This window comes from Bacillus sp. V5-8f (assembly GCF_002863565.1).
Lineage (GTDB): Bacteria > Bacillota > Bacilli > Bacillales > DSM-1321 > Peribacillus.
Window position 1 is genome coordinate 226,621 of record NZ_PGUW01000005.1, and the last position, 14,842, is coordinate 241,462.

Annotated in this window: 14 protein-coding genes; 1 reads left to right on the forward strand and 13 read right to left on the reverse strand. The window is 42.9% G+C overall.

The annotated features are described in order from the left end of the window. Nucleotides 1-119 precede the first annotated feature (119 nt). From CUU64_RS08695 to CUU64_RS08735, 9 genes are all read right to left on the reverse strand, one after another. Nucleotides 120-1,586 (reverse strand): UDP-N-acetylmuramoyl-L-alanyl-D-glutamate--2,6-diaminopimelate ligase, encoded by a 1,467-nt coding sequence (locus tag CUU64_RS08695; protein WP_101633469.1) that lies wholly within the window; start codon nt 1,584-1,586, stop codon nt 120-122. Nucleotides 1,587-1,797: 211 nt separating this feature from the next. Next, nucleotides 1,798-3,720, reverse strand: a complete 1,923-nt coding sequence (locus CUU64_RS08700; RefSeq protein ID WP_101633168.1) for a stage V sporulation protein D — start codon at nt 3,718-3,720, stop codon at nt 1,798-1,800. Between the two features lie 134 nt (nt 3,721-3,854). Beyond that, complete coding sequence (locus CUU64_RS08705; protein WP_101633169.1) at nt 3,855-6,038, reverse strand: penicillin-binding protein; 2,184 nt, start codon at nt 6,036-6,038, stop codon at nt 3,855-3,857. Continuing rightward, nucleotides 6,038-6,391, reverse strand: coding sequence for a cell division protein FtsL (gene ftsL, locus CUU64_RS08710; protein WP_101633170.1), 354 nt, complete (start codon nt 6,389-6,391; stop codon nt 6,038-6,040). Before ftsL ends, CUU64_RS08705 begins: the two co-directional genes overlap by 1 nt. A 12-nt stretch (nt 6,392-6,403) precedes the next feature. After that, the gene (rsmH, locus tag CUU64_RS08715; RefSeq protein WP_101633171.1) at nt 6,404-7,348 is read right to left on the reverse strand and encodes a 16S rRNA (cytosine(1402)-N(4))-methyltransferase RsmH; all 945 of its coding nucleotides are present in this window, start codon (nt 7,346-7,348) and stop codon (nt 6,404-6,406) included. A gap of 60 nt (nt 7,349-7,408) precedes the next feature. Then, nucleotides 7,409-7,840, reverse strand: a complete 432-nt coding sequence (gene mraZ / locus CUU64_RS08720; RefSeq protein ID WP_101633172.1) for a division/cell wall cluster transcriptional repressor MraZ — start codon at nt 7,838-7,840, stop codon at nt 7,409-7,411. 391 nt (nt 7,841-8,231) lie between these two features. Beyond that, nucleotides 8,232-9,860, reverse strand: a complete 1,629-nt coding sequence (gene bshC / locus CUU64_RS08725) for a bacillithiol biosynthesis cysteine-adding enzyme BshC (protein WP_101633173.1) — start codon at nt 9,858-9,860, stop codon at nt 8,232-8,234. 128 nt (nt 9,861-9,988) lie between these two features. Continuing rightward, entirely contained in the window at nt 9,989-10,381 is a 393-nt protein-coding gene (locus CUU64_RS08730; protein ID WP_101633174.1) for a DUF3397 domain-containing protein, read from the reverse strand. Then, nucleotides 10,378-11,262: a 2-dehydropantoate 2-reductase gene (locus CUU64_RS08735; protein ID WP_101633175.1), complete on the reverse strand. Its 885-nt coding sequence runs from the start codon at nt 11,260-11,262 to the stop codon at nt 10,378-10,380. Before CUU64_RS08735 ends, CUU64_RS08730 begins: the two co-directional genes overlap by 4 nt. Nucleotides 11,263-11,495: 233 nt before the next feature. Here CUU64_RS08735 and CUU64_RS08740 point away from each other — a divergent pair, with 233 nt between their 5' ends. Next, nucleotides 11,496-11,954 (forward strand): N-acetyltransferase, encoded by a 459-nt coding sequence (locus CUU64_RS08740; RefSeq protein ID WP_101633176.1) that lies wholly within the window; start codon nt 11,496-11,498, stop codon nt 11,952-11,954. A gap of 121 nt (nt 11,955-12,075) precedes the next feature. On the opposite strand, the gene CUU64_RS08745 is transcribed toward CUU64_RS08740, so the two are convergent. The 4 genes from CUU64_RS08745 to CUU64_RS08760 all read right to left on the reverse strand — a co-directional run bounded on the left by CUU64_RS08745 (nt 12,076) and on the right by CUU64_RS08760 (nt 14,594). Further along, complete coding sequence (locus CUU64_RS08745) at nt 12,076-12,702, reverse strand: RsfA family transcriptional regulator (RefSeq protein ID WP_101633177.1); 627 nt, start codon at nt 12,700-12,702, stop codon at nt 12,076-12,078. A gap of 92 nt (nt 12,703-12,794) precedes the next feature. Continuing rightward, entirely contained in the window at nt 12,795-13,559 is a 765-nt protein-coding gene (locus tag CUU64_RS08750; protein ID WP_101633178.1) for an enoyl-CoA hydratase/isomerase family protein, read from the reverse strand. A 271-nt stretch (nt 13,560-13,830) separates the two neighbouring features. Further along, a complete protein-coding gene (gene rpmF, locus CUU64_RS08755; RefSeq protein ID WP_101633179.1) occupies nt 13,831-14,004 on the reverse strand; it encodes a 50S ribosomal protein L32 in 174 nt (57 codons plus the stop codon). Nucleotides 14,005-14,078: 74 nt separating this feature from the next. Next, nucleotides 14,079-14,594, reverse strand: a complete 516-nt coding sequence (locus CUU64_RS08760) for a YceD family protein (RefSeq protein WP_101633180.1) — start codon at nt 14,592-14,594, stop codon at nt 14,079-14,081. Nucleotides 14,595-14,842 lie beyond the last annotated feature (248 nt).

The following is a 14,842-nucleotide window of genomic DNA, read 5'->3' on the forward strand; positions in this document are numbered from 1 at the left end:
GATATATTTTTGTGCATTTTATCACTTTCATGATATGTTACAGATGTTTTTTTAAGAATGCAATTGTTAGAATTGGCATAAAAACATTTGCTGCAGTTCGGCGAAAAAAAACAAAGCAATTATTGATTCCTTGCTGCAATCGCTTCTTTAGCGGCAATCCGGTCATCGAATTCTAACGTTTGATTTCCGATAATTTGGTAGGTTTCATGACCCTTTCCGGCAATCACGATCACATCGTCTTTCTCTGCTTTGGAAACGGCATAACCAATGGCGTCTTTTCGGTCAGGAATGACCTTGTATGTGCTGCCTGTGGCACCTGCCAGCATATCCTGCAGAATTGAATCTGGATCCTCGCTTCTCGGATTATCCGAAGTGAATACGGGATCAGTCGCCAGATCACAGGCAATTTGGGCCATGATTGGCCGTTTTCCTTTGTCTCTGTCCCCTCCGCAGCCAACGACCACGAAAATTTTCTTTTTGGCAAACTGACGAACCGTCTTCAGTACATTTTCCAGACTATCCGGTGTATGTGCATAGTCCACGATCACGGAGAAATCCTGTCCGGCATCCACCAGTTCGAAACGCCCGGATACTCCTTCAACATCTTCAATAGAAGCAATAATTTGGTTAAGCTCAAGTCCTGCGCACATGGAAGCTGCGATTGCAGCCAGGACATTATAAACGCTGAATTTACCAGCCAGCTTAAGAGCAATTCTTCTGCTTTCTCGTGGTGTCTCAAGAGTGAATTCTGTGCCTTTGGCAGTAATTGCAATGTCCCTTGCCCTTAAATCCGCCGGCCGGTCGATGCCATATGTCAATATGTGGGCAGCCGTCCACTTTATGAAATCCTCCGTCGCTTCATCATCGGCATTTAAAACGGCAAATTTCGGCCGGTTTTGGATGAACGCATTGCCAAGCTGTGAAAAGAACAAGGATTTGGCATGCTTATATCGTTCCATGGTTCCGTGAAAATCGAGATGATCCTGAGTCAAATTTGTAAACACCGCAATATCAAAATCGCAGCCATGCACCCTTCCTAGCTCCAACGCATGGGAAGACACTTCCATGACCGCTGTTCCCACACATTCGTTACCCATTTCGTGAAATGCTTTTTGCAGCGTGATGCTATCCGGAGTAGTATTTTTGGTTTCGTATGTTTTGTCTCCGATTTTCGTAAACATGGTACCAATCAGGCCAGTTTTGTCGCCTGAATCCCGGAAGATTCTTTCAATTAAATGGCTGGTTGTCGTCTTTCCATTTGTGCCTGTAATTCCGATCAAACGAAAGTTTTGTGTTGGGCGGCCGTAAAAAGCATCTGCAAGCACCGCCATTGCACGCTGGGTGTCCTTTACCACTACAACGGGCACAGGAAGAGGAAGCGGCTTCTCCGCCAATACGGCAACGGCGCCCGCCTTTACTGCTTGGTCTGCATAATCATGGCCATCCACTGTATAGCCTTTAATGCATATAAATAAACTCCCGGGACCTACTTTCCGGGTATCATGTTCAATGCTTTTAATTTCTGGATTTTCTCCTTCAAATTTACTTAACGAGTACAAATTAGACAATAAAGTATACAGCTTCAATTTTTCCATTCCTCTCAAAGCCCTGCCCCCGGACCCCTATATGCCCGACCAGCAGGAAAGTCATTAAGTGAAATAAACACACAAAATGTATTATATCCTTTATGGATGACCGTTGTGAATATGCGATTTCTCCCTTTTTTAGCCCCTTTTTTTCAGAAAACAAAGCGGCTGGAATTTCCCCAGCCGCTTTGTTCCTAGTACTATTTTATACTTAATCTGTATTTTCGCCAAGATATATTCTGATCGTTGAGCCTTCTTTTACCTTTACCCCCGGTTCGGGAGCTTGTTTTAGAACCTTATCTCCGTAGCCCGCTATATCGACCTTCAATCTTAATAGCTGGGTTTGCAGATCTTTTCTCGTCATGCCAACAAGGTCCGGAACTTCCACCATGACGGGGTCCCCATATTTTACTTCTTTTTCAATTTGGTCTTTTCTCGGCTTCACTTTCATCGCGCGCAAAGAATCCTCCATGATCTTTCCAACAATCGGCGCAGCAACGACCCCTCCGAATTGAACTGTCCCTTTTGGGTTATCGACAGCAATATAAACCACGATTTCCGGTTTATCGGCTGGCGCAAAGCCTACAAATGAAACAATATGGTTATTCTCCAGATATCTGCCGCCTTGGGCTTTCTGTGCAGTACCTGTCTTTCCGCCCACACGGTACGATTCTACAAATGCCCCTCGTCCGCTTCCTTTTGCAACGACCGACTCTAAAGCCCCTCGAATCTGCCTTGAGGTTTCCTCTGATATCACTTTCCTTTTGGCTTGCGGTGTTTTTCTCATTACCACTTCGCCTGTCTCCGGATCTACAAGCTCTTTGGCGATATAAGGCGTATAAAGTGTTCCGCCGTTCACGGCAGCCGATATGGCGGCAACCTGTTGGATCGGCGTCACAGATACACCCTGGCCAAAGGCCGTTGTCGCATGTTCGACAGGCCCTACCCTGTCCATTTTAAACATGATCCCTTTGCTTTCGCCTTGCAGGTCAATTCCTGTTTTTTGGCCAAAGCCAAAATTATCAATATACTTGAATAGAGTATCTTTTCCCAATCTGTTTCCGAGCTCCACAAAACCGGGGTTACAGGAGTTTTCGACGACCTCCAAAAAAGTCTGTGATCCATGGCCTCCCCGTTTCCAGCAATGCAAGGTCGCTCCTCCTACCTTCACATGGCCGCTGTCAAAAAAATGGTCATCCAGCAAATTCACCTTCTTTTCCTCGAGAGCTGCAGCCAAGGTAATAATCTTGAAAGTCGACCCTGGTTCGTATGTACTCCATACAGGCAGGTTCCGGTTATAGATTTCCTGCGGCACGTTCCTGAAGTTTGCTGGATTGAAGGAAGGCCTGCTCGACATTGCCAGCACTTCCCCGTTGTTCGGGTTCATGGCAATTGCAATGATACCATCCGGATTGTAAGTGGCCTCGGCAATATCCAATTCCCTTTCAATGATCGTTTGAATCTTGCTATCGATCGTAAGTTTAAGGTTCAATCCATCTTTTGGCGGTTTGTAGTCATCCGCCATGTTTTTCATCCGTTTTCCCTTTGCATCTGAATAAAACTTTACGTATCCCCTTTCCCCCTTTAGCTCTTTATCATAGGACAACTCGATTCCCATAAGCCCCTGGTTATCAATCCCGGCAAAGCCCAGTACATGGGACAAAAAAGAACCGAACGGATAGTGCCTTTTTGAATCCTCGGCAATATACACTCCTTTTAATCCAAGCGCCTTGATTTCCTTAGCCTTTTCGTGGGAAATTTTTCTTCCTTTTGAAAGCCTTGAGCTCATCGCTTGAACGGTTATCTCTTTATAAGCTGTCTCTTTTGGCATATCCAGGATTTCAGCCAGTTTTTCAGCAGTCCTAGCAGGGTTTTCTACCTGGCGTGGAATTACGTATACGGTTGGAGCTGAGACATTAGTGGCAAGAGGCACATCATTCCGGTCAAGTATCTCGCCGCGTTTTGGCTCAAATGGAATATTCCGGCTCCATGAATCCTTTGCCTGGCCGGTAAGCCAATTGCCTAAATAAAATTGGACAATCCCCAACCGTATATCGATGACAAGGAAAATGAGCAATCCTACCAGTAAAGCGATCAACAGCCTTTTGCGGACCGTAACATTTGAAACACGCAAAAAAGTGCACCTCCATTTTAGGCTTGTTCAAACTATATGCTTGTACAAACAAGTCTAGAACGGACAAGATTCAGCGCACTTCGCATCTGTTGATGAAAAAAACGACCGGCCACTGGCCAGTCGCTTTCAAATGGTTAATCATATACTTCTTCTTTTTGCTCCGTTTTCTTTAACAGATCTTCAGGTTTTTTTAACTCGACAATACAATATTCACCCTCTTTGATAACACTCCCGGGCTTCAAATTTTGCTTAGCTACAAAACCGCTGCCACTAGTATTCAAGTCAAGGTTTGCAATGCTCGCTGCCTTCATCACATCCCTTAGGGACCAGCCGAGCATATTTGGGGCTGTCATATCTCCATCGGTTTTGATGATTACCTTTTCGCCTTCGAGCAGGACGCTTCCGGCCTTCGGAGCCTGGTCAACCACAGTTTTTCCTTTGCCAACGTTGACCGCCTCATAACCGGCGTTTTTTAATTGGGTTAATGCTTCGGCTGCTGATTGTCCCGTAAAGTCGCCGATCTTTTCAATTCCTTGTTTTTTGAGATTAGAAGGTTTTATGTTCAGGTACTGCAGGCTGCTTTTCATTACAGGGTTAAAGATATCTGATAGCGGGTCAGCCCCAACCTCTGCTCCTTCGAGTTTTGGCTGCTTGACTGCAACATACATGACCAGCTGCGGGTCATCCTTTGGGGCCATGCCGAGAAAAGAAAATACATAGTTACTGAAGCCAGTCAAGTACTGGCCCCCTGGACCTGCGAGCTGGGCAGTACCGGTTTTTCCCGCTACTTCATATCCGTCTAATTTATACTTTTTCCCTGTACCGTGCTCTGCAGTGATAACCGTAGCCAAATAGTCTCTGACTTTTTTGGCTGTCTCAGCTGAAACCGGCTGGCCTGCGACTACGGGTTTAGTTTCTTTAATGACTTTCTTTGTATTCGGCTCTCTGATTTCTTTAATGACATATGGCTTCATCATTTTTCCATCACCGGCTATTGCAGACGCTGCCTGTATTTGCTGGATGGGGGTAACAGTCATCCCCTGGCCAAATGCAGCAGTTACCTTTTCAATTTTGTATTTATATTTAATCTTTCCGATGATTTCATTCGGCAAATCGATACCGGTTGGTTTTTCAAAGCCAAACTTCGTCAGGTATTCCCGAAATTTTTCCGGGCCAAGCTGATCCATCGCTATAGTTGCAAATCCAACATTTGAAGATCGTTGCACTCCTTCAAGGAATGTAATCCGTTTTCCACGAGGTATTCCGCTATGGTCATTTATCCCTCTGGTACCCGGCACCTTATACGTTCCGGTGACAAAGGTAGCGTTCGGATTGAATTTCCCCTCTTCCACCGCTGCTGCAAGCGTAAATGCTTTCATCGTCGAGCCCGGTTCGAAGGTTTCTTCTGTCGCCAAATTGCGCCACGTATCCGCCAATCCTTCTTTCGTTTGGGGATGGAAGGTCGGCCTCTGTGCCATTGCCACAATTTCTCCGGTTTTTGGATTGGATACAATCGCAATAATTTCTTTTGGGTTGTACTTTTTCTGCACTTTTGTGACAGAATCCTCCAGGAAGGTCTGGATTTTCTTATCAATTGTTAGCGTTACATCCTTCCCGTTTTTTGGGGGCTTCACAGATTCTTCTTTTCCAGGCAGCAGCAGTCCCCAAGAATCGCTATCGTATGTTACCTTACCATCCTCTTCCTTTAAATAACTGTTCAAATATCGTTCAATACCAAGTTTGCCAATCACTTGTTCCTCATTCTTATTGTCCCTTTCGACATAACCAATCAAATGTGAGGCAAAAATACCGTTTGGATAAAACCGCTTCGTATCGCGCTTAAAGATGATTCCGGGAAGTTCCAGCTTCTCAATCTTTTTTTTCACTTCATGGGATAGATCTCTTCCCGCTGTACCGAACTCAACCTGGAATGCCCCTTTTTTTGTTAGCCTATTGTATATATCTTGTTCATCCATTTCCAAATAATTTGCCAGCTGTTTAGCAGTCTTTTCGGGATCAACAACATGCTTTGGATTTTTCGGATTTGTCGTCACCGAGTCATCCAAAACGGCGATAATGGAATAGGATGACGTATCTTCTGCTATTATTTCTCCTTTGGTGTCGTATATTGTGCCCCGCTCTGCCTCTATCGTATGCTGCTTTTTATATTTTTTCTCCAGATTGGCAGCCAGCACTTCCCCGCCTGCCGTTCCGGTAATCTGTATATAAAGAAAGCGGCCAATCAATACAAAAAAGAGCAGGCCGAAAATTACAAATAATCCCGCTGCTCCCGATCTCATATTCTTCTTTTTCTGCATCAATCCTCGACTACCTTCACGTTGTTTTCGTTTAACATAAGGCCATGTTCGGCAGCCTTTTTCCAAATACGTTCATATGTGCTCAGTTCGCTTACTTCCACTTTTAAGTCGTTATTGACCTTTACCTGCTCATCTATTTTTGCTTCAACCTGCTGAATGCTTTTATTCGCTTTATATATAGCGGACTGGTTTGATATGATCTTCACCCCGGCACTCGCAATTGCTATGGCAAGTGCACAAAGCAGCACCACTTCTCCAAACGATATTTTCCCTTTATGGACAATGACCGTTTGGACGGTCTGTTGGTGTTCAGCTTGCTGCTGTTCCTGGATTTTTTTTGCTATCGAGCTCAAATTATTTCCCCCTTACATCTGTTTCTCAGTTCTTTCGGCAATCCTTAGCTTTGCTGACCTCGAGCGGTTGTTTCCTTCCAGTTCTTCTTCACTCGGCAAAATCGGCTTTCTGGTTATCAATTTCAATGCAGGCTGAAATTCTTCAGGGATAACTGGGAGGCCAGGGGGCAGCTGCGGCAAATCACTATATTTTTTGAAAACTGATTTACAAATCCGGTCTTCAAGTGAATGAAAGGTAATCACAGATATTCTTCCGCCTGGCTTCAGAAGGGATATAGCCTGTTCCAATGAGTCTTCAAAAACACCCAGCTCATCATTCACGGCAATGCGGATTGCTTGGAAAATCCTTTTGGCCGGATGGCCCCCTTTTCTTCTTGCCGGGGCGGGAATGCCCTCTTTAATCAATTCCACCAGCTCAGCAGTGGTTTCGATCGGTTTATTTTCTCGTGCAGCCTCAATTTTCCTTGCGATTTGTTTAGAAAATTTTTCTTCCCCATATTGGAAGAAAATCCTTACCAAATCCTCAAATGGCCACTTATTCACAACGTCATATGCGGAAACTCGCGCACTTTGATCCATCCTCATGTCAAGCGGGGCGTCATGATGATAGCTGAATCCACGTTCCGGTGTATCCAATTGTGGTGAAGAAACCCCTAAATCATATAAAACCCCATCAATCTTATGTACTCCCCTGTTGCCCAATTCTTCTTTGATATGTTTAAAATTGTTCTGGATGAGGGTAAGGCGGTCACCAAAACGGCTAAGCTTTTCCTCAGCATTTCTTATCGCGGTAATATCCTGGTCAAAGGCATAAAGCTTGCCCCCGTCTGAAAGCTGCGATAAAAGATATTCGCTGTGGCCTGCTCCCCCAAGTGTACAATCAACGTAAACTCCATCAGGCTTGATATCCAGCCCGTCAACCGTTTCTTTAAGCAATACAGTTGTGTGCAAAAACATGTAAACATCCTTCCAATCGATAATTTGAAATGGATTCTCCCTCCGTATTATACGCCGCGCCTATATATCGAAGCCGATCATATTTTCGGCAATTTCGGCGAAAGAATCTTCTGAGGTTGAAAAATAGTCTTCCCAAAGGGACTTGCTCCAAATCTCGATTCGATTGGAAACCCCAAGCACGACGCATTCTTTTTCGAGCTGTGCATAGGAAGTCAGCGGCGTGGGGATGTTGATCCTTCCTTGCTTGTCCAATTCGCTTTCGGTCGCTCCTGAAAAGAAGAACCGTGTAAAAGCACGGGCGTCCTTTTTGGTTAAAGGGAGGGCTTTCAGTTTTTCTTCAAGCTGTCTCCATTCCTCCATCGGGTAACCAAATAAACATTGATCCAGGCCTCTGGTAAGCACGAACTCTTCTCCCAGATTGTCCCGGAACTTTGCCGGTATGATCAGGCGGCCTTTATTATCAATGTTATGATGGTATTCACCCATAAACATACCCGCTACCCCCACATTCTATTTCAAATGTACCACAATCCCCCACTTTCCTCCACTAATTTTTACTTTCTCTACCTAGAAAGGTTTTCCTTCCTTTACAGTTTTTTTTAACGGAGAATCGTTATCCAAAAATAGACAAACAACTGAACTTCGAATAGGAATTTTACAGATTTTCCTGTTATCGTGGCAGAATCAATCGAGTAGATAAGCGAGAGGTATCTCCCTAGGAGCGGCCAAACAACATCCACGTTCTGTGGAAAGCTATGAGCGAAGACATGAGGACCTTTTAAGATTAGTGTCAATATTTTTAAACATATTTGTTTTATGTGTTTTATGCCTGCTGCACATTCGCACAAAAAAAAGAAAACCCGCCAAGTTGGCGAGTTCCCTATTATAGACATATTACTTTATGGGTATTGTCAAAGTTATAGTCTAGGTCCATTATATCCTCAATGAATTCGGGCCCATATTTATTTAAATAGTAGAAAATGTTCCATATCCGTTCCTGCGGCGATCCAACCGGAAATAATGAGGTCTCCACTCTTTGAAACTTTCTCAGCATAACGTCATGTTTCTGCATGGTGCTTTTAACAACTTTTCCGTGCATGAAGTCTAATTGACCCAGCAGCAATTCACGGTTTTTGGCAAGTATCGGTCCAAGTCCCTTATCAAGCTCCATTACCTTTTTTGAAATAAGCTGATGCTTTTCTGCCAACAGGAGCTTCGTCTCATTGAATAGGCTCTCAACTGTGTCATCCTTTACGGATTCAACATACAAATCCTGTTCACTCTTTGTACCGGAAACTAGAACATTGGTCAGTTCAAGGCCGGTTTCAGCCATATCTGTTGCAATCCCTCGCTCTAAAATGGTGATGTTCAACCTCGGAATGATTGGCGGCATCTTCATGCCAAATTGTTCAAAGGCTTGCTTCAATTCCGCCCAATAAGCAATCTCCCCCGGACCTGAAATAAACGCTAGCACCGGAAAGAGCATCTCCTGCATGAGCGGCCTTGTCACTACATTATTGCTTAAGCTCTCAGGCCGTTTTTCTGCCATTTCTATGAGGTCTGCCTCCGTAAATGATAGTTCCCCATTTTTCCCGACAAATAACGAGTTAGACCGTTCAAGAAGGGTCCGTTCCTTCTTTTTTCGGTCATAATAGAACAAGTTTGCAGCATTCTGCTCCATTTCTATTGTGCGCTTGTAGCCATTATCCTGCATAAAGGCTTGTTGTGTCAGTACGGAATCCGTTATTTTGCCGCTCATTTGGATGAGATCCCGGAAATAACGCGACTCGATTTTCCGGAGCGCGGGATCCCCTGCATCTATGAGCAGCAACCCATATTTACAGAACCATTCATTCATCAGTGCCGCAAAAAAGTCTGCAAAAGTACCCTCTTTTTCAAGAATGGCCCTCATTTTGTTCAATAGATCATTGGTAAATTCGCTTTCCCCATATGACTCCAGAATTTCCGAGATCCAAGACATCGCCGTGTCAGCATCTAATTCCATGTCTGTAATCATGGTCTTAAAGGGGTGGTATAATGGATAAGACTTTTTCTCCGGATTCCCGTCCTTCAAGATATATACATGGTTTACCTCTGCTAAATCATGGTCTTCCCCGGCTATCCAAAACACTGGGATCACTCTCTTTCCCAGAGCCTGTTCCTGTTCCTCGGCTAATTTTATGATCGAAATCACTTTATGTATGGTATATAGAGGACCTGACAATAATCCCGCTTGCTGCCCGCCGATGACAACCACGGAATCCTCTTTTCTTAAATCTTCTATATTCTTTTCCACAACCGCCGCCGGGCCGAACCGTGCCATATATTGCTGTATGTAATCCGCCAGTTCATTACGTAAAAAAGAACGAGTCATAACCTCGTTGTATCTTTCATGAAAAATGCCGGGTTTTGACAGGTCGTAATGAAAATAATTCTCCGCTTGCAGATTGCCCTTCATATAATCAGAAGCGAACTTGTTTAAAGATGGCAGTTCGAGATTTTTAATCTCCATAAGGTACTTCCTTTCTACGCAAATCAGTCAATTCTAATGTAGTATATCACTGACCCATTATAAAACAAACAATCTTGCCCAGCCCAAAATAACCTTTGAACCACACATACTAGCGGATAGGCCGTCTGTCATGAAATCAAGACATTGCTTATCCTGTACACAACGCCAAATAAGATAAGGAGAAAATAAGCACATAAGAAAAAGGCAAAGTTGATTCTCCAGATTCCCCTAAATACTTTCTGGATATCGATTTCTTCCTTCAGTTTATAATGAACAATCACTACCACAAAGGCTAATCCGATCATAATGAGCAAAAGCAGCCAAAAAAGTGACCGTTCCCAGATTGCAAGAATGAGATAATGCACGGCAAAAATAAAGAGAATCGAGGAGATATCCATTGCCAAATGCACGGCCCGGCGGTGATTTCTTGTCATTTGTTTTATTAAAATAAAAAGAATGATATAGGCGATCACTGGTAATGTTACAAATGTAGCCGCCAAAGATGAAAATATATGTATCAAGAATGAGCCTCCCCCTCAATTTCCTTTCCTTTAACCATCCAGTAAACCGTGTTTGTTAGCTCATAATTCTTGTCTTTCTCCTTGGCAATTTGAATCACATAACCTACAATTGCATCGATTTCTGTCTTTTTGCCGCTTTCCAGATCTTTTAATAGAGAGGATCGATTAGACGATGTTTTCCTACACACCTGTTCAACATGCTTTTGCATGCTTTCACTTTCCAAATCCAATATCCCAGAAATCTCCTTACAGTAATTAGTAAAAAGAGTGTAATAATAAGGGTTTTCCAATAAAACACCATTCCTTATTCCAAGTACACCTGTCAATGGGTTGATCACAGCATTAACGACCAGCTTTTCAACAAGCATCTTTTGGTAATCTTCGGACAAGACAATCGGGAAATTCTCTATCTGTCGTTCTAAAATCGGAAAGCCGCTATCTCCTCTGTAAACAGCCACTTTAGTCTGCCCTTCTCCTGTGTGTTCAACTGTGTTTGCATTATGCTTAAGTGCCCCATGCTCCACCACACCAAGAAAAATATTACGGGTTTGAAGCTCTTCCAGCATCGAAACATGGGAATAGCCATTTTGGATAAAAAACAAGGGTGTATGGGTGTATCGAAGCTTTTCAAGCAATGCCATTAGACTGTACTGCTTCACAGCCACAATCAGAAGCTCCTCTTCATCCCTTATATTGTTTGAATTGCGTACCTCCACCTGCTTTTGTATCGTCTTGCCTCCCTTGATTAGCAGAATGCCCTGCCCGTTTATGAGGTCTTCCTGTTCCCTTGTCCGAACATAAAGCGTTACGTCATGGCAATTACTTAAATAAGCGGAAAAAAGCAGACCGAGTGCCCCTCCGCCGATAATCCCTATCTTCATGAATCCACCGCTCCATTATGTATTTTGTTTCATATTTTAGCAAAATAATTCTTCACAGGAAAGATTACGGGAGATTATACAGGGCAACTGTATGCTGTTCTCGTAACGATTCACTTTTGCAGAATTATTCGATGATTTATTATATAATGAATTTAAAGCGGTTTCTAACACAAAAAAACATTTTCTTCTAAATTATGAAACCGGGAATTGAAACTGCGTGAGGGGGATTTGTTATGGAGTACAAGGTGGAACGATTGCTTGTAAACTACAAGACTTTAGAAGAATTCAAGGAGTTCAAGGAATACGGGCTTCAGGAGTTATCCATGCTGGATGATTTGGAAGCAAACATCATCGAGAATGACAGCGAATCACCTTTTTATGGCATTTACTTTGCAGATAAATTGGTAGCGCGGATGAGTTTGTATGAAAGAAACGCCAAATTTGACAGATACTTTGAACCAAAGCAAGAATTCCTGGTATTATGGAAGCTTGAAGTGCTTCCAGATTTTCGAAATAAGGGGCTGGGAAGCGCACTTGTTGAATTTGCCAAGAGTTTTGGCCTACCCATTAAAACAAATCCGCGCGTGCAATCCCATGAGTTTTGGAACAAGATGGGCTTTCAGCCAGCAGAATACGATATGGAACGCGATCTTGGTGAAAATCCTCTCCTCTGGCATCCGAAAGGCTTATAAGATCCTTTGTACAAAGAGAAAAGAGGCTGTCCCTGTAAGAAAACGGGGACACGCCCCACAGCTCCATTGTTTAAAAAACTCATATAGAGCCTCTATGGGCGAACGTATAGGCCCGCCTCTATCATTTATTCACTCTTTCCAAATTCCCGTTTTTATCCATTTGAAATTTTACAGTCTCGCTTTTTTTGCCCTCCTCAAGGATGATTAGCTTTCTGGCCCGATCCATGATCTGTAAAAGAGAGTTGTAATCCTCTTCAACGGTTTTGAGCTGCCCCTTCAATGCCCTGTTTTCTTCCTTCAGAGCCTCGTAATCTTCTCTTATTTCATTAAAACGGTTTGTAAGCTGGTCCCTTTCCTTGCTGAACAGCTTTGAAAGTTCATCTAGTTTTTTTAAATACTGTATAACTTCTTCAATTGAAACGGAAGAAGAAACCTGAGGCCCCTGATTTTTAGGTTCTAATTTATCCTCTGCGAAAACAGGAACAACAGTAGCTGTGACCATTTGCTCCACGTTTGTTTTTTTGTTTTCTTTCCGTTGCTTTTTTGCCAGTTCGATGCCTGATTGGTATTGTTTTCTGACATAAGAATTCCATCTGAAGCCGCAGGCAGCCGATGTCCTGGACAATTCCCGGCCCACTTCCTCGAACGCTTTGAGCTGGGTACTCCCTTCCCTGATATGCCTTAATACTACTTCTGCCAGCAATAAATCTTCATTGTCTGTCCATGCGTCCTGCCTTGCTATTGACATCGTAATACCCCCAAGCAAGTTTTTATTTCATACATATGCACTTGCTAGAATAGATAGAAGGGAAAATAGATGTCCTATTAAAAATTTCCGCTTTATTTTTTCTTATTGAGGAAACTTTGGACGGCTTGGTGATGGGCTTCCGTTTCCCAAAGCTTGGCACATTGTGCAATTTCTTGCTGCATTCTCTCTTCCAGTCCACCCAGCTTCCATTTCCTTACAACCATTTGTTTATAGGCCTGAATGACACCGGTTTCAAATAGGACCAGTTCAGTTACATCAGTGTCCAATGCAGTTGCAGAATCCGGAACGATTGAATCGATGAACCCTAGCTCCTTTCCTGTAGAGCCCGACACTACGGAGGCTGTTAATAGAAGCTTTAACGCTGTTTGATATGGAAGCTTTTCAAACAAGAGCGACCCGCCTCCCCATCCTGTCGTAATGGCTTGTTTTCCCTGGACAAAGCCAAACTTGACCTTTTGCCTTGCAATCCTGTAATCGCAGGCTACCGCGATTTCGGAACCTCCTCCAACCGCGCTTCCATTCAGGAAAGCGACTGTAGGTTTTGGGAAAGTTGCTAGTTTATATATAACCGTTCCCATTTTGGAAAGCATTTTATATGCATCAGCTTCTGTGTGAAGGGCATGAAACTCGCTTAAATCTCCGCCAGAGCAAAAAGCATCATCTCCCGCACCGGTGATCATAAGCAATTTCACGGTTTCATCATTTTCCGCATCAGACAATACATCAAGGAGTCTGTCCATTACTTCATAATTAATGGCATTTCTTTTTTCTGGACGGTTGATGGTGACCAATAAACTACCATCACCCTTTTTTTCAGCCAATACCACATTGCTCATCTCAACACCACCGCTTCCTTTTTTCAGTAACATACTAAAAGTATATTAGAAAATAGGAAGGCTGGCGAGCTTTATCATCGAAGCGTTGGTTAGGAACCAAGAAAATAGAAAACCAATAAATGGAACAGAATTTTTTCATTGTGGAAAGACTAGCTAGTGACCGGTCCGATGAGCTAAAAATATAACGCTTGGGACTGTCATCATATTATAGTTTTAATTACAACAAAAAAGCACAGAGAATGATTCTCTGTGCTTTTAGCGAAATAAGAAATTATTTATTAACAACTTCTTTTCCTTTGTATGTTCCACATTCTTTGCATACACGGTGTGCAAGTTTCATTTCACCGCAGTTTGGGCATGCTACCATACCTGGCACTTGAAGTTTGAAGTGCGTACGACGCTTTCTTTTTACGGTTTTGGACGTTCTTCTAAAAGGTACAGCCATTATTCCCACCTCCTTAAAAAAATAGATAAAGAAGCTGTGAAAACCGGGGTTTTTTTAACCCTTCAAGTTTCCAATCAAGATTCCTCATTGTTGTCGAAAAATTTTGCAAGGTCTGCCAGTCTAGGATCGATCCGTTGTTTACTTTCTTCTTCTGTAACAACTGCCCAATCCTTCCCAGATTGAGGAGCTCCGTCTTCGCTCTCCTCGCAGAATACCTGCATTGGAATTTCAAGCAATAAATTTTCTTTGATGACTGGCATTAGATCTACAACATCGCCTTTCACAACAGTTACATCATCATCTTCAAGATCATAATTCTCTGCTTTTAATAGAAAGGTTTCCGTTGTTTCAATATCAATTGGATATTTAACATCAACCAGTGTCCGGGAACAAGGCAAGATGAATTGACCGGTTACATGTAAATGGAATGTAACTTTAGCGGAACTGATATCAGCTCTGCCAGTCACTTTAATAGGCGAGACTTCACGAATTTGTTTGTCCCGTTCCTTTATATCCGAAACATCCACCGTTTCATCGATATGCAGGTCTTTTTCCCGAAATTTTTGAAGTTGGCTAATTGTCCATTGCAAATGAATCACCTCTAAGCGCAACAAAAGTAATTATAGCTGTCATTATACTGTTTGTCAATATTTTTTCTTTACAGTGTTTTGCCTTACATAATGCTTAAAAATAAGTTATTTCCAAAAGCCGGGTGGCCACATGTATTATAATATCCGTTTCCCTATACTTTGCAAACACTATGCACAGTTTCGTTATTTTTCTACATTCCTTGCGAAAGGTTTCCACATTTTTTAACCGAATTCTCCCTGCATTATTT